The 14,766-nt window shown below is 72.2% G+C and carries 14 protein-coding genes, 1 tRNA gene and 1 other RNA gene; 11 read left to right on the top strand and 5 right to left on the bottom strand.

Going from position 1 to position 14,766, the window contains the following annotated elements:
* The first annotated feature begins 36 nt into the window (after window positions 1-36).
* Complete coding sequence (locus ACZ6JE_RS05235; protein WP_464318366.1) at window positions 37-612, top strand: MOSC domain-containing protein; 576 nt, start codon at window positions 37-39, stop codon at window positions 610-612.
* Here ACZ6JE_RS05235 and ACZ6JE_RS05230 read toward each other — a convergent pair.
* The gene (locus tag ACZ6JE_RS05230) at window positions 581-1,147 is read right to left on the bottom strand and encodes a TetR/AcrR family transcriptional regulator (RefSeq protein WP_464318365.1); all 567 of its coding nucleotides are present in this window, start codon (window positions 1,145-1,147) and stop codon (window positions 581-583) included. The two genes, ACZ6JE_RS05235 and ACZ6JE_RS05230, sit on opposite strands and share 32 nt — an antisense overlap.
* Before the next feature lie 288 nt (window positions 1,148-1,435).
* Between ACZ6JE_RS05230 and ACZ6JE_RS05225 the strand changes: the two genes are divergently transcribed.
* The 3 genes from ACZ6JE_RS05225 to ACZ6JE_RS05215 all read left to right on the top strand — a co-directional run bounded on the left by ACZ6JE_RS05225 (window position 1,436) and on the right by ACZ6JE_RS05215 (window position 5,518).
* Window positions 1,436-2,680 carry a multidrug effflux MFS transporter gene (locus ACZ6JE_RS05225; protein ID WP_192058721.1) on the top strand — a complete coding sequence of 415 codons (1,245 nt, stop codon included), beginning with the start codon at window positions 1,436-1,438 and terminating at the stop codon, window positions 2,678-2,680.
* A gap of 60 nt (window positions 2,681-2,740) precedes the next feature.
* The gene (locus tag ACZ6JE_RS05220) at window positions 2,741-3,448 is read left to right on the top strand and encodes a phosphatase PAP2 family protein (protein WP_243214806.1); all 708 of its coding nucleotides are present in this window, start codon (window positions 2,741-2,743) and stop codon (window positions 3,446-3,448) included.
* A 99-nt stretch (window positions 3,449-3,547) separates the two neighbouring features.
* Window positions 3,548-5,518 (top strand): helicase HerA-like domain-containing protein, encoded by a 1,971-nt coding sequence (locus tag ACZ6JE_RS05215; RefSeq protein WP_464318364.1) that lies wholly within the window; start codon window positions 3,548-3,550, stop codon window positions 5,516-5,518.
* Between the two features lie 22 nt (window positions 5,519-5,540).
* Here ACZ6JE_RS05215 and ACZ6JE_RS05210 read toward each other — a convergent pair whose 3' ends face one another.
* Together ACZ6JE_RS05210 and ACZ6JE_RS05205 are read right to left on the bottom strand one after the other, a co-directional pair.
* Window positions 5,541-6,158: a hypothetical protein gene (locus ACZ6JE_RS05210; RefSeq protein WP_243215387.1), complete on the bottom strand. Its 618-nt coding sequence runs from the start codon at window positions 6,156-6,158 to the stop codon at window positions 5,541-5,543.
* 173 nt (window positions 6,159-6,331) lie between these two features.
* A complete protein-coding gene (locus tag ACZ6JE_RS05205) occupies window positions 6,332-6,703 on the bottom strand; it encodes an RNA-binding S4 domain-containing protein (protein ID WP_192058713.1) in 372 nt (123 codons plus the stop codon).
* A gap of 148 nt (window positions 6,704-6,851) precedes the next feature.
* Between ACZ6JE_RS05205 and ACZ6JE_RS05200 the strand changes: the two genes are divergently transcribed.
* Both ACZ6JE_RS05200 and ACZ6JE_RS05195 read left to right on the top strand, forming a co-directional pair.
* Window positions 6,852-6,936 (top strand) — tRNA-Ser (locus tag ACZ6JE_RS05200).
* Between the two features lie 119 nt (window positions 6,937-7,055).
* Window positions 7,056-7,613, top strand: a complete 558-nt coding sequence (locus ACZ6JE_RS05195; RefSeq protein ID WP_464318363.1) for a DUF805 domain-containing protein — start codon at window positions 7,056-7,058, stop codon at window positions 7,611-7,613.
* A 48-nt stretch (window positions 7,614-7,661) separates the two neighbouring features.
* Here the strand turns inward: ACZ6JE_RS05195 and ACZ6JE_RS05190 are convergent, their stop codons facing one another.
* Window positions 7,662-8,153 carry an N-acetyltransferase family protein gene (locus ACZ6JE_RS05190; protein ID WP_464318362.1) on the bottom strand — a complete coding sequence of 164 codons (492 nt, stop codon included), beginning with the start codon at window positions 8,151-8,153 and terminating at the stop codon, window positions 7,662-7,664.
* Window positions 8,154-8,235: 82 nt separating this feature from the next.
* On the opposite strand from ACZ6JE_RS05190, the gene pta reads away from it, so the two are divergent.
* Together pta and ACZ6JE_RS05180 are read left to right on the top strand one after the other, a co-directional pair.
* Window positions 8,236-10,389 (top strand): phosphate acetyltransferase, encoded by a 2,154-nt coding sequence (gene pta, locus ACZ6JE_RS05185; protein ID WP_464318361.1) that lies wholly within the window; start codon window positions 8,236-8,238, stop codon window positions 10,387-10,389.
* Window positions 10,386-11,579: an acetate/propionate family kinase gene (locus tag ACZ6JE_RS05180; RefSeq protein WP_243215395.1), complete on the top strand. Its 1,194-nt coding sequence runs from the start codon at window positions 10,386-10,388 to the stop codon at window positions 11,577-11,579. Before pta ends, ACZ6JE_RS05180 begins: the two co-directional genes overlap by 4 nt.
* Window positions 11,580-11,666: 87 nt before the next feature.
* Here ACZ6JE_RS05180 and ACZ6JE_RS05175 read toward each other — a convergent pair whose 3' ends face one another.
* Window positions 11,667-12,344, bottom strand: a complete 678-nt coding sequence (locus ACZ6JE_RS05175; protein ID WP_192058705.1) for an SDR family oxidoreductase — start codon at window positions 12,342-12,344, stop codon at window positions 11,667-11,669.
* A gap of 54 nt (window positions 12,345-12,398) precedes the next feature.
* Here ACZ6JE_RS05175 and ffs point away from each other — a divergent pair.
* The 3 genes from ffs to ACZ6JE_RS05160 all read left to right on the top strand — a co-directional run bounded on the left by ffs (window position 12,399) and on the right by ACZ6JE_RS05160 (window position 14,666).
* An RNA gene (gene ffs, locus ACZ6JE_RS05170) (signal recognition particle sRNA small type) lies at window positions 12,399-12,495 on the top strand.
* Between the two features lie 363 nt (window positions 12,496-12,858).
* Window positions 12,859-13,578 carry a DUF5819 family protein gene (locus ACZ6JE_RS05165; protein WP_192058703.1) on the top strand — a complete coding sequence of 240 codons (720 nt, stop codon included), beginning with the start codon at window positions 12,859-12,861 and terminating at the stop codon, window positions 13,576-13,578.
* A complete protein-coding gene (locus tag ACZ6JE_RS05160; RefSeq protein WP_464318360.1) occupies window positions 13,575-14,666 on the top strand; it encodes an HTTM domain-containing protein in 1,092 nt (363 codons plus the stop codon). The genes ACZ6JE_RS05165 and ACZ6JE_RS05160 overlap by 4 nt, the downstream gene beginning before the upstream one ends.
* Window positions 14,667-14,766: the final 100 nt, after the last annotated feature.

Genomic DNA, 14,766 nt, shown 5'->3' with positions numbered 1-14,766 from the left:
GGCTCTCGCCGTACCCGGACTCGCTATCGTGATCGGATGCACGAGGAGGCGCGGGTCGGCACGGTCACGAGCGTGACGGTCGAGCTGCTGCTCGCGTCGCCCCGCTCCCGCTACGTCGGGCGACCGTCCGACGGACCCGAGCCGGCGACCGGGGTCGAGACGCACGACCGGCTCGAGCTGCGGGCCGGCCTCGGCGTGGTCGGCGACCGCTACTTCGCGAGACCCGCCCATCGGGCGGCGTCGGTGACCGTGTTCGCGGCGGAGTCCCTCGAGACCGTCGCGCGCCTCCTCGGCTCCGGGCCCCTGGACGCCGCGGCGACACGGCGGAACATCGTGCTGCGCGGCGTCGACGTCGATGCGCTGACCGGTCTCACGTTCTCGATCGACTCGGGGGATGGGCCGGTGCTGCTGCGGGCGAACCGCCCCGCCAACCCCTGCGCATGGATGGACGTCGTGCTGGCGCCGGGGGCGTTCCGGGCCCTGCGCGGTCGGGGCGGCATCCGCTGCGAGCCTCTGACGAGCGGGGCGCTGCGTCTCGGGCCGGCGACGTTCGCCGTGCCGGGGGAAGGCGACGGAGCGGTCAGTGCCACCAGGCCGGGATCATCGACGTGATGGTGTCGAGCAGCGTCCGTCGGCTCGTGCGGCGGCCGCCGAGCCACGCCTCGATGGCGCCGACGAGGGCGTGCGCGAAGAAGCCCGAGGCGATGTGCGGCGCGATGCCGTCGGGCGCCGTGCCCGCGGGCAGTGCCTCGATGTGGGCGAGCGACGTCGTGGCGAAGTGCTCGGCGAGGGTCTGGTGGATCGACGCGTCGAGCCGGTCGGGCAGTGCGAGACGGTACACGTCGCGGTAGCGCACGACGTGGTCGACGACCCTCTCGACGGCGAGCCGCGTCACGGCCTCGGGGTCGGCGCCCGGCCGCGCGCGCAGGTCGGCGTCGTCGCGGCGGATGGCGTCGAGCTCGGGGGTCAGCACGGAGGCGAGAAGACTGCCCGGCGAGGTGGCGTGGCTGTAGAAGGTGGCCCGGTTGATGCCTGCGGCCCGGGTCACGTCGGCGACGGTGATGCCCGAGACGGGCTGGTTCGACGCGAGCTCGACGATCGCCGTGTGCAGCGATCGGGTCGTCTGGACGATTCGGGCGTCGACCATGGGGGCCTCCTGTGGCGCGGTGCGGGGCCCGGCCGCGCCGGACTGACCCGAGCCTAGACCTTGGCGTCCTCCCGGCGGACCCGGTGGCGGGCGCCGTGGCGGCACCGCTCGCGCATCGTCCCGCCCCGGGGTCGTCGCGGTACGCTTGTCGTCGACGGCGTCCGTGGATCGGCATCGACCGTCACCCTCCCGTGATCTCCCGCCCCTGCCGTCGCGCGGTGCGCTCGAAACGATTCGATGCACCGTGGCGCGGCCGGGCACCGGGCTCGCCCGCCCCTCCTCGTCCTCATGTTTCGGAGCCCCGTGACCACCGTCGTCCACCCCGGTGACTCGCTCACCCGCCGTCAGCGCCTCGTCTACGTCATCGTGCTCGGCGCGCTGACCGCCCTCGGTCCGTTCACGATCGACCTGTACCTGCCGGCCTTCCCGCAGCTGCGCGAGGAGTTCGCGGTCGACAGCGGCGTGATCCAGCTGACCCTCACGGCGACCACCATCGGCTTCGGAGTCGGTCAGCTGCTGGTCGGCCCGTGGAGCGACAAGGTCGGTCGCCGCCTGCCCCTGATCGTCGCGACGGCCGTGCACATCCTCGCGAGCATCGGGGTCGCCGCGGCCCCGTCGATCGAGCTGCTCGGGCTGTTCCGCGTGCTGCAGGGCATGGGGGCCGCGGCCGGCGGGGTCGTGGCGATGGCCACCGTCCGCGACCTGTTCGGCGGACTGCCGCTCATCAGGATGCTGTCGCGTCTCGCGCTGGTCAACGGGCTCGCCCCGATCGTCGCCCCCGTGCTCGGGTCGCAGCTGCTGCGGTTCACCAGCTGGCGCGGCATCTTCGTGTTCCTCGTGGCGTACGGCGCGTTCGTCATCATCGCCGCGATCTTCCTCATCGTCGAGACGCTGCCGCCGGCCCGCCGGCTCGAGGCCGGGCACACGACGCTGGGGCAGCGGTACAAGGCGCTGTTCAGCGATCGCATCTTCGTAGGGGTGGCCCTGATCGGGGCGATGACGTTCTCGGGCCTGTTCTCGTATCTGTCGGCCTCGTCGTTCCTCTTCCAGAACGTGTACGGGCTCGATCCGCAGCAGTACGGCTACCTCTTCGCGGTCAACTCCCTCGGCATCGTCGCCGGGGTGCAGATCAGCTCGCGGCTCGCCCGCCGCGTCGGGCCGCAGTGGATCCTCGCCTGCTCGACGATCGTGCTGCTGGTGTCGGCCACGGCCATCGTCGTGCTCGACTCGGCGGGGGCGGGGCTCGTGGGGATCCTCGTGCCGCTCTGGTTCTTCATCGCGGCCTGCGGGTTCTCGTTCCCCCAGGTCCAGGTGCTCGGTCTGGCCAACCACGGCAAGGAGGCGGGCACGGCGGCGTCGCTGCTCGGCGCGCTGAACTTCGGACTGGCCGGTCTCATCTCGCCGGTGGTCGGGTTCCTCGGGATCGGCTCGGCGGTGCCGATGGGCAGCGTGATGATCGCGACGTCGTGCGTCGCCATCGCGAGCCTCTGGCTGCTGGTGCGGCCGCGGACGGTGCCGGCGCTCGGCCACTGACCCCCGCGGTGCGGGTGCCTCCTCGGCCACCGACCCCCGCGGTGCGGGTACCTTCTGGGGATGCGCACCGACCCCCTGGCCCCGAGACCCGCGTCACCGTCCGAAGAACGTGTGGCCCGGCGCGTCCAGCGACGCTGGTGGGTCTTCAGCGCGTTGGGCGCCATCGGCGTCGTGCTGCTGCTCGGAGTCGTCATCACGGCTCGCTCGGGCGCCATCGCGATCGACGAGGAGTTCATGGGCGAGCTCGTCGAGCACCGCCACCCGTTCTGGGACGTCCCCTCGCTCGTCTTCAACGTGATCGGCGCCGGGGTGATCGGCGTCTTCGTCGTGCCCCTGGGGGTGATGGCCCTGCTGCTGCTGCGTCGACGCCCCTGGGCGGCCGTCTACTGGATCGCGGCGTGCGCGCTCAGCGCCGGTGTCGTGCAGATCGTCAAGCACGCCTTCGGCCGGGCGCGGCCGGCCGAGATCATGGTCGTCAGCGACTACGGGTCGTTCCCCTCGGGGCACACCGCGAACGCCGCGACGCTCGCCGTCGTGCTCGGCGTGGTCCTCCGCCGCGTGTGGGTCTGGGTGGCCGGCGTGCTGTACACGATCGCGATGCTGCTGAGCCGCACGTACCTCGGCGCGCACTGGCTGACCGACACCATCGGCGGGCTGCTGATCGGGGCGGGGGTGGCAGTCGTCCTCTGGGCGCCCGTCGCGCACCGGCTGCTCGACGAGCAGGAGCGCGTGCGGGGGCTGGGCTGGGTCTGGCAGCGCCGCGCCTGAGCCCGTTCCGGGCGGGTCCGGCCGACGCGGGCGTGCAGGTGCGACCGCAGTGGACGCACTCGCCCGGACTCCGCGCCTCCGCGTGCCTAGGCTGACGCCATGACGGACGCACTCGAGCAGGCCAGGGCGGAGGCCGCCGCCGCGGTCGCCGCCGCCGAGAAGGCGAAGCAGGACGCGGAGGCGGCGCTCGCGCGGGCGGAACGGCTGGCGGCCGACGCCGAGGCCCAGGCGGTCGAGGAGGAGCGGGTCGAGTCGACGGTGCAGGCGGCGGCCGGCGAGGCGGCCGAGTCGTCGGCCTCGACGTCGGCCTCGGCGACGACGCCGACCGGCCCGCTGTCGACGGCCCCGCTGTCGACCGGCCCCCTGTCCCCGTCGGCGGTCGACGCCGTCCGTGCCGGGTACGCCTTCGACGGCCCCGCGCTCGAGCTCGGCGCCCTGGTGAACGGCGACGCCCTGCCCGACGTGCCCGTGCGCATCCCGCTCGGCATGCTCGCCCGGCACGGACTCGTCGCCGGGGCGACCGGCACCGGCAAGACCAAGACGCTGCAGGTGATGGCCGAGCAGCTCTCGGCTGCGGGCGTGCCGGTCTTCGCCGCCGACGTCAAGGGCGACCTCTCGGGGATCGCGACCCCGGGCGAGCCCTCCGAGAAGCTCTCGGCGCGCACCCGGGGCATCGGTCAGGACTGGTCGCCCGAGGGCACGCCGACCGAGTACTTCGCGCTCGGCGGCATCGGCACGGGCGTCCCCGTCCGTGCCACGGTCAGCGGGTTCGGCTCGCTGCTGCTCGGCAAGGTGCTCGGCCTCAACGACACGCAGGAGTCCAGCCTCGGGCTCGTCTTCCACTACGCCGAGCAGGAGGGGCTGCCGCTGCTCGACCTCGCCGATCTGCGGGCGGTGCTCACCTGGTTGACCAGCGACGAGGGCGAGGGGGAGCTCGAGGGCCTCGGCGGTCTGAGCAAGCAGACCGTCGGGGTGATCCTCCGCGAGCTGATCACGTTCGCCGACCGCGGGGCCGACGCGTTCTTCGGCGAGCCCGAGATCGACACGGCGGAGTTCCTGCGGACGACCGCCGACGGCCGAGGCGTGGTGAGCCTGCTCGAGCTGCCCGGGGTGCACGACCGGCCGGCCCTGTTCTCGACCTTCCTGATGTGGCTGCTGGCCGACCTCTACAACGACCTGCCCGAGGTCGGCGACCTCGACGTGCCCAAGCTCGTCTTCTTCTTCGACGAGGCCCACCTGCTCTTCGCCGACGCGTCGAAGGACTTCACGGCGCAGATCGTCCAGACCGTCCGGCTGATCCGGTCGAAGGGCGTCGGCATCGTCTTCGTGACCCAGACCCCGAAGGACGTCCCCGCCGACGTGCTCGCCCAGCTCGGCTCGCGGGTGCAGCACCAGCTGCGCGCGTTCACGCCCGACGACGCGAAGGCCCTCCGCGCTACGGTCTCGACCTACCCGACGAGCGAGTACGACCTCGCCGAGGTGCTGACGACCCTGGCCACCGGGGAGGCGGTGGTCACCGTGATGAACGAGCGCGGGGCACCCAGCCCGGTCGCCTGGACCCGCCTCCGGGCGCCGCGCGGATCGATGTCGCCCACACCGGCCGACACGATGCGGGCGTCGGTGGCGGCCTCGCCGCTGCAGCCGGTCTACGGCGCCGGGATCGACCGCGACTCGGCCCGCGAGATGCTGGCCCGCCGGCTCGAGGCCGCCGCGCTCGACGCCCGCGAACGCACCGACGCCGCGGCTCGTCAGACGACGATCGACGCCCAGCTGAAGGAGGCCGCCGCGCGCGAGCGCTCCGACGCGAAGGCCGCGGCCTCCGCCGAACGGGAGCGGAAGGCGGCCCAGGCCGAGTACGAACGTCAGCAGAAGGAGTTCGAGCGGGCCGAGCGCGCGGCGGCCGGGCGACGGGCGGGGCGCGGGGCGGCGACCCGCACCTCCTCGGGGACCCGGTCGTCGTCGCGGGAGGGCGGCGGGGGAGTGCTCGGCGACGTGCTGGGATCGAGCGCCGGGAGGGCCATCGTGCGCGAGGTCGTCAAGGGGATATTCGGCACCCTGCGCCGCCGTTGAGCACAGGTGGCGCGGCGGTGCGTCAGGCGAGAGTGCCGTAGACGAGCACGAGCGCACCCGAGGCCAGCGCGAAGAGGCCGACGATCACCGGCACGGTGAGCCCGGGACGCCCCTCGTACCAGTAGCGGGCGTGCGGGTACCGCCGGAAGAACTGGCGGAGCGACATCGGCTTGTCGATGAGGGTGGAGGCGACGTCGAGCGCGTCGCGCACGGCGACGATCGCCTCGTCGGGCCAGTAGTGGCCGCGCATGCGGAACAGCCGGACCCCGACGGCGTCGAAGGCCACCAGCTGCAGCACCGTGTCGGTGCTGTTGGGGAGGTAGGTGCTGACCACCACGACCTCGGAGACCCGATCGCGGCGGACCCGCACCGAGCCGGGGAGCCATCCGCGCTTGACGAAGTGCTCGGCGTCGAGGGCGGCGAACGACAGGCGGTAGCGCCGGTAGGCGGCGAGACCGAGGGCGACCACGACGACGCCGAGAGCCACGATCACCGGCCAGAGACCGGACGGCCAGGTGAGCCAGAGCAGGGCGGCACCGACGGGGACGATCGCCGCGAGGCCCGTGAGCATGGCGCTGACGGCCACCGAGCGTCGAGGCTCGACGAACAGGGCGTAGTCGTCTCTCGCGACGATCGGCATCAGCTCACCCCTCGGTCGACGACGCCGTTCCGTGCGACCGCGAGGGTCTCACAGCGACTTCTGCCCGCCCCCAAGCGGGCGTCGTCGGAATCTCGATCATAGAGGGAGATGCCCGGCCGTACCGACCGATCCGTGCGGATCCGAGCCGATCACCGCCGATCGGCAGGAGGCGGTCAGCGGTCGCGCAGCTTCTCCAGTTCGCGCCGCTCGCGTTTCGTCGGTCGACCGGCGCCGCGATCGCGCACGGCGACCGTGGCGACCTCCTCGCGAGGGGGCGGCGGGGGAGTCAGATCGTCGAGCGCCAGGGCCGCGACCGGCGCGCCGACCCGCTTCACGAGGCACTGGCGCACGACGAGGATGCGCTCGAACCCGCCGAGACGCACCCGCACCTCGTCGCCCGGTCGCACCGTCTGGGCGGCCTTGACGCGTTCGCCGCCCACTCGGACGTGCCCGGCGCGGCAGGCCGCCGTCGCCGCGGATCGCGTCTTGACGATGCGGACGGCCCACAGCCACGCGTCGACGCGGCACGAGGCGAGGGAGTCCATGCGTCGATGCTACGTCGGCGCGGGCGTGCGGGCGGGTGGGCGCCCCGGGCGACGGCTCGCGGGCGTCGCAGCCGCCCCGTCGTCACGGAGTCGGGCGCGCATCCGGTAGAGTGATCGAGGTCGCGCGCCGGTATCCGCCGCGCCTCCTGGAGGATTCGCCTAGTGGCCTATGGCGCACGCTTGGAAAGCGTGTTGGGTGCAAGCCCTCAGGGGTTCGAATCCCCTATCCTCCGCCGCACGACCACGAGAGCCCCCGGCATCCGTCTCAGGATGCCGGGGGCTCTCGTCGTCGCCCCGACGAGGAGGCGCGCTACGGTTGTCGCACGAGCGTCACCGATCCGGGGGGAACACCATGACCGACAAGCAGCCGCAGCCGTACCAGCCGAAGCCCTACGAGCCGCAGCCCGACCAGCCGCCGGCCTATCAGGCCCCTCAGCCCGGTGAGCACGAGTCGGCGATGCAGGGTCCGCCGCCGCTCTGGGCCCCCTACTACGACGCCCCGCTCACCGCGGCCGTGTCGCGGTTCTTCCGCAAGTTCTTCGACTACTCGGGTCGGGCCAGTCGCAGCGAGTACTGGTGGTTCGCGCTCGTCCAGGGTGTCGTGTCGTTCGTCCTCATCACGATCACCGGTCTCGTCGCCTCGATCGGCAGCACGGTCGACGCCTCGGGCCAGGCGGTCTCCGACCCGCCGCTGGCGATCTTCGTCCCGCTCGTCATCCTCAACTTCGTGCTGTGGCTGGTGCTGCTCGTCGGCACGCTCTCGCTGACCGCACGGCGGCTGCACGACGTCGGGCTCAGCGGCTTCTTCCAGTTCCTGTACCTCGTGCCGTTCGGCTCGATCGCCGTCTTCGTCATGACGCTGCTCGCGCCGAAGCCCGAGGGCGCCCGGTTCGACAAGCCCCGCGACTGACGCCGCGCCGGAGGCCCTCCGTCGCCCTCGCAGCTCAGGAGGCGCGGGTCAGCTGAGCGCGCGGGTCATGTAGCGCAGATCGAGCCAGCGGCCGAACTTCGTGCCCACCTCGCGCAGCACGCCGGCGTCGACGAAGCCGAGTGAGCGGTGCAGCCCGACCGACGCCTCGTTCTCGGCCTCGATCAGGGCGACCATGACATGCAGCTCGTCTGCGGTCGCCTCGATGATGAGCGTCTCGAGCAGGCTGCGCCCGATGCCCGACCCCTGATGGCCCGGGCGGACGTACACGCTGTTCTCGCAGGTGTGCCGGTAGCCCTCCTTCGCGTGGAACGGGCCGTAGCTGCCGTAGCCCACGACGAGGTCGCCGTCGACGGCGACGAGCGCGGCGCGGCCCGCCTCGGAGTGGTTCGTCAGCCACTCGCGTCGCCCCTCGAGGGTCGGCGGTTCGTCCGTCCAGATGGCGGTCGAGTTCGCCACGGCGTCCGCGTGGATCTCGAGCACGCCGGGCAGGTCGGATTCGGTCGCAGGTCGTATCTCCATGGCGAGAGCCTAGGGGTGCGGCCGGCGGGCGCTCACCCCCGTTCACCGCGGCCTCCGAGCCGACCGCCCTAATGTGGTCGTCGTGTCGACTCGCATCTACATCACGTCCGCAGAAGGCCACACCGGCAAGTCCACCATCGCGCTGGGGGTGCTCGACACCCTCAGTCACGAGCTGGGTCGCGTGGGGGTGTTCCGACCGGTCGCGCGGTCGACGGCCGAGCGCGACTACGTGCTCGAACTGCTGCTCGCGCACGACGGGGTCGACCTCGACTACGACGAGTGCGTCGGCGTCACCTACGACGACGTGCATGCCGACCCCGATGCCGCGCTCGCGACCATCGTCAGCCGGTTCGCCGCCGTCGAGCGCCAGTGCGACGCCGTCGTCGTGATCGGCTCCGACTACACCGACGTCGGCAGCCCGACCGAGCTGTCGTTCAACGCCCGGGTGGCCGCGAACCTCGGTGCGCCGGTGCTGCTCGTGCTCGGCGGGCGCAGCTCCGACGGGGGCACCGCACGCAATGGCGCCGAGATGCGTCAGGTCGCGGAGGTCACGACGGCCGAGCTGCGCAGCGAGCACGCGAGTCTGCTCGGGGTCGTGGCGAACCGCGTCGGGCCCGATCGCCTCGACGAGGTCGTGGCGGGCGTGGGCGAGGCCCTTGCGGGTACGCCGTCCGCCGACGTGCCCGTCTGGGCCCTGCCGGAGGACCGCCTCCTCGTGGCCCCGACCGTCCGCGCCGTCCTCGCGGCGACGGGCGCGACGATGATCCGCGGCGACGAGGCCCTTCTCGACCGTGAGGCGGTCGGGGTCGTCGTGGCCGCCATGTCGATGGAGAACGTGCTGCCGCGGCTCACCGAGGGCGCCATCGTCGTCGTGCCCGGCGACCGGTCCGACGTGCTCGTCGCGACGGTGCTCGCCCACGCCTCCGAGACGTTCCCCTCGCTCGCCGGCATCGTGCTGAACGGCGGATTCGAGATGGCTCCGCAGGTCGACCGGCTCATCGCCGGTCTCGACAGCCCCCTCCCCATCGCCCACAACGACATGGGCACCTACGACACCGCGCTCGCGATCACGCAGACCCGAGGCCGGCTCGCGGCCGACTCGTCGGGCAAGTACGACCTCGCGCTCGCCCTCTTCGAGAAGCACGTCGACGGGGCGCAGCTGCTGCGCCTCCTGCAGGTCAGCCCCTCGGGCGTGGTCACGCCGCTGATGTTCGAGTACCAGCTGCTCGAGCGGGCGCGCGGCGCCGCGAAGCACATCGTCATGCCCGAGGGCGACGACGACCGCATCCTCCGCGCCGCGTCGACGCTGCTGCAGCGGGGTGTGGCGCGGATCACGCTGCTCGGCGACGAGACGGCCATCAGGGCCCGCGGCGCCGAGCTGGGGCTCGACCTCGCCGACGCCCGGGTGCTCGATCCCTTCGACCCGAGCCTGCAGGTGCGCTTCGCCGCCGAGTACGCCAAGCTGCGCGCCCACAAGGGAATCTCCGCTTCGATGGCGATGGACACCGTCACCGACGTCTCGTACTTCGGCACGATGATGGTCAAGCTCGGACTCGCCGACGGGATGGTCTCGGGCGCGAAGCACACCACGGCTCACACGATCCGACCCGCGTTCGAGGTCATCAAGACCCTGCCCGACGTGGGTGTCGTCTCGAGCGTGTTCCTCATGGCGCTCGCCGACCGGGTGCTGGTCTACGGCGACTGCGCCGTCATCCCCGACCCCACGGCGGAGCAGCTGGCCGACATCGCCATCTCGTCGGCGCAGACCGCCGAGCAGTTCGGCATCGAACCACGGGTCGCGATGCTCAGCTACAGCACCGGCGACAGCGGCTCCGGCGCCGACGTCGAGAAGGTGCGGGCGGCCACGGCGCTCGTGCGCGAACGCCGACCCGACCTGCTGGTCGAGGGGCCCATCCAGTACGACGCGGCCGCCGATCCGACCGTCGCGGCGGCGAAGATGCCCTACTCCGAGGTGGCGGGCCGCGCGACGGTGTTCATCTTCCCCGACCTGAACACCGGCAACAACACCTACAAGGCGGTGCAGCGCAGCGCCGGGGCCGTCGCCATCGGGCCGATCCTGCAGGGCCTCCGCAAGCCGATCAACGACCTCTCCCGCGGCGCGCTGGTCGGCGACATCGTCAACACCGTCGCCATCACGGCCATCCAGGCCGGGACGCAGAGCGCCCAGGCCGCAGCCCCCACCCCCGCATCCACCCCCGAAGGGAACCCCTCGTGAGCGCAGTCCTCGTCGTCAACTCCGGTTCGTCGTCGTTCAAGTACCAGCTGATCGAGCTCGACGGCGAGCGGACCCTCGCGAGCGGTCTCGTCGAGCGGATCGGCGACAGCGTCGGGTCGACGAGGCACCGCAACGAGGTCACGGGCGACGAGACGCGCAACGACTCGCAGCCGATCGCCGACCACGCCGCGGGCTTCGCCGCGATGCTCAGCGCGTTCGAGGCCGACGGGCCGTCGTTCGACGAGTACCCGCCGGTGGTCGTCGGGCACCGCGTCGTCCACGGCGGCGAGGAGTTCGACCGGGCGACCATCGTGACCGACGACGTCGAGAAGGCGATCGATCGGCTCTCCACCCTCGCGCCCCTCCACAACCCCGCCAACCTGCAGGGCATCCGGGCGGCGAAGAAGGCCTTCGCCGACGTACCGCACGTCGCCGTCTTCGACACCGCGTTCCACCAGACGCTGGCCCCCGCGGCGTACACCTACGCCATCGACGCCGACCTGGCCAAGCGACACCATGTGCGCCGGTTCGGGTTCCACGGCACGTCGCACAAGTACGTCAGCGAGAAGACGGCCGAGTTCCTCGGGCGGCCCCTCGCCGAGCTGAAGACCATCGTGCTGCACCTCGGCAACGGGGCGTCGGCGGCCGCCATCGACGGCGGGCGCTCGATCGACACGAGCATGGGCATGACCCCGCTCGAGGGTCTCGTGATGGGCACGCGTTCGGGCGACATCGACCCCGCCGCCGTCTTCCACCTGCACCGCGAGGCCGGCCTCGACGTCGCCGAGCTCGACACGCTGCTCAACAAGAGGTCCGGGCTGCTGGGTCTCACCGGCAGCGGCGACATGCGCGACGTGCAAGACAGCGCCTCTCGCGGCGACGCCGTGGCCGAGGCCGCGCTCGCCGTGTACCGGCACCGCCTGCGGCACTACATCGGCGCGTACGTCGCCCAGCTGGGCGGGCTCGACGCGGTGGTCTTCACCGCCGGAGTGGGCGAGAACAACGCTCTGCTGCGCCGACGCACCCTGGCGGGGCTCGAGTTCTTCGGCATCCACGTCGACGACGACCGCAACGAGCTGGCGTCCCGCGAGGCGCGCCTCATCTCGCCCGACGGGTCGGCCGTGAAGGTGCTCGTCGTGCCGACGAACGAGGAGCTCGAGATCGCACGGCAGTCCGCGGCGCTCGTCTGAACCATCTGAGACGCGAGAGGGCCCCGGGAGCGCGAGCTGCGCCTCCGGGGCCCTTCGTGGTCTCCCCGACGACCGAGGAGGCGCGGGTCAGTACTTGATGGTCGCCAGAGCGTCCGAGACGGTCGCGTCGCCCGAGACGACCTCGAACTGGGTCTTCACGGCCGTGCCCTCGATCAGCGCCGTGGCGATGATCTCCGCCACGTCGGCACGGGGGATGGTGCCGCGGTCGACGGTGGTGCCCACGGTGACGAGACCGGTGCCGGCGTCGTCGGTGAGACCGCCGGGGCGGACGATCGTCCAGTCGAGGTCGCGACCGCGGAGGTCCGCGTCGGCCTCGCTCTTGGCGCGCATGTACACCTGGTACACGTCGTCGTCGTTCTCGGCGGGCAGTTCGGCGCGGGCCGGGTCGAAGTCGTCGGTGCCGATGGCCGAGACCATGACGTAGCGACCGACTCCGGCCTTCTCGGCGGCGTCGGCCAGCAGCACGGCGCCGTCGCGATCGATGGTGAGCTTGCGCTCGGCACCGCTGCCGCCCCCGCCACCGGCGGCGAACACGACGGCGTCGGCCCCGTCGAGGTGGCCGGCGAGCGTGTCGACGTCGGTCTTCTCCAGATCGAGCACGAGCGCACGGGCGCCGGCTGTCTCGAGGTCGGCGGTGTGGTCTGCGTTGCGGACGATGCCCACGGGGTCGTGCCCGGCGTCGGCGAGTCGGCGTTCGAGGAGCAGGGCGATCTTGCCGTGTCCTCCGGCGATGACGATTCTCATGTCACCAGGCAACACCCCGGGTCGCGGCGGGCACTCAGATGCCGCTAAACTTCTCGAGGCTCCTCACGTGGCGCCATCCAGGCCAACTCCCCCAGGGCAGAAATGCAGCAAGGGTAACCGGGCTCTGGCGGGTGCGTGAGGGGTCTTTTCTCGTCTCGGGGCGCCGTCCGTCGAGGTCCCCCCTGTTCGCGGGGTGCGGATCGGCGGCACCTCCGCATAGGATGACGGCACGTCGACGCCAACCACGTCGACCACGCGCCGCTCACCACGACGCGATCCGGCCCCTCACCAAGGCCGGTTGTCCCGCCCCTCACCACGGCGGAACGAGATCGATCGACCCGAGAGGACCGCGACCGTGACGTCGCACAGGATCAGAAACGCCTCGTCGACCCCTACCCCGGGCGACCCCGCGCCGACCATCGTCGTCGGCTCACCGTCTCCGCTCTCGGGCGCGTCCGGCTCGTCCACCCGCGGGGGAGCGCGCCGCAGCAGGCGGAGAGACACTCGTCGCCCCGTGGCGCCGCGGATCGCCCTCGGTCTCGTGGTCGTGCTGCTCGTCGGCCACCTGGGTGCGACGCTGCTGTGGTCGTCGGCCGCGAACCCGGTCCGGGCGGCCGTCGGGGAGGAGACCCTGCGCGGGTACATGCTGCCGTTCTTCCAGCAGAGCTGGTCCGTCTTCGCCCCCGATCCGGTCTCGAGCGACATCTCGCTCGACGTCCGCGCCGTCCCGACCGGCGAGAGCGCGGCCACCGAGTGGTTCACGATCACCGATCGCGACATCGCCAACGGGGTGACGCACCACCTCGTGCCGTCGCGCACCTACCTGACCAACTTCTCGCTGGCCCGCGGGTACTTCCGGGCTTATCAGGCGCTCGGCGACGAGGCCGGCCCCGCGGTGGGGCAGACCCTCACCGACGGCGACTGGCGGCAGGAGCTCGTCGACGACCTCGCCGCGACGTCCTCCGCCGGCGACGGCGCCGTCCGGTCGTACGTCGACTACGAGGACGCCCTGAACCGCATCGCCTCCGCGGTGGCCACGGCCCAGTGGGGCGAGGTCGACGACGTCCAGGTCCGGGTCCGCATCACTCCCGTCACCCCGTTCGAGCAGCGCGCCGACCCCGCCCCGAACCCCGAGTTCCGTTTCGTGACGGGCGGATGGCGCTCGCCGCTGCCCGACTCGACGCTCGACCAGGGCGCCATCGACGTGCTGTACGGCCCCGGGGGTCGGTCGTGAGCGCCGTGGTGGACGTCGCCCGCGCCTCCTGGGCCCGGCTCGCCGGGCGTCTCGAGTGGTGGTTCCTCGACGGCCGGAAGGCGCTCCACGGCGTCGCCGCCGCGCGGATCGTCACCGGCCTGGGCATCCTCCTCTTCGTGCTCGCGAACGCGAGCACGGCGTCGTACACCTGGGGAGGTGCGTCAGGCTGGTCCGAGCCGCTCAACCGGTCGTCGAACTGGGGGTTCCCGTTCGTGATCTTCGACGCGGCGCAGGTGGGCGGCCCGGCGTTCTGGATCGGCTACGTCGCGCTGGGGCTGTCGGCCCTCGCGCTCCTCCTCGGCTGGCACGCCCGCGTCGCCGCGATCGCGACGCTCTGGCTGTACGCCAGCCTCGCGGCCTCGAACGTGCTCGCCGTCGACCAGACGGACAACGCCGTCCGGCTGTTCCTCTTCTACTTCTGCTTCACCGACCTCTCGCGCGTCTGGTCGCTCGACGCGCGTCGGAGGAGCCGGCAGGAGGCGCGGGGTCGTGCCGCGGTCGCCTCGCGTCCCCGATGGGTCGCCCGGGCCCGTGAGGAGGCGGGCTGGGTCTCGACGCTGCTGCACAACGGGGCTCTCGTGGCCGTTGCGGGTCAGCTCTTCGTCGTCTACGTCGTGGCGGGCCTGTCGAAGGTGCAGGGCGAGCTCTGGCGAGACGGCACGGCGATCTACTACCCGCTGCACGTCGATCGATTCGCGCCCTGGCCGGCCCTCAGCGGTCTGCTGACCGCCAGCGGCGTCCTCGTCGCGTTCGCGACCTGGTTCGCCGTCGCGGTGCAGCTGTTCTTCCCGTTCCTGCTGCTGCGGCGCTGGACCAGGGTCGTCGGCCTGCTCGGCGTGACCGGCATGCACATCGGGATCGGCCTCTTCATGGGCCTGCCGTTGTTCTCGCTCGCGATGCTCGCGGCGGACATGATCTTCATCCGGACGGTCACCTTCCAGCGCGCCGCGGTGTTCGTCGCGGAACGCGCCCGGACCGCCCGGGCCAGGATCTCGAGATCGAGGGGAGGGATCGGCGAGCTGCCCGAAGGCGCGCCGAGCGATCGGACGTCGCCCGCCGTCACCTAGCGAGGCGACCACGCGACACCACCACCTGCACCACAGCACACCCTCGGCCAACCACCGGGGGAGTCGGATCAGCCGGCGGGCCCGAGGCCCGCCAGAAAGA

It is taken from the genome of Frigoribacterium sp. AC759, from assembly GCF_979256015.1.
This window is presented reverse-complemented; position numbering and strand designations above follow the sequence as displayed.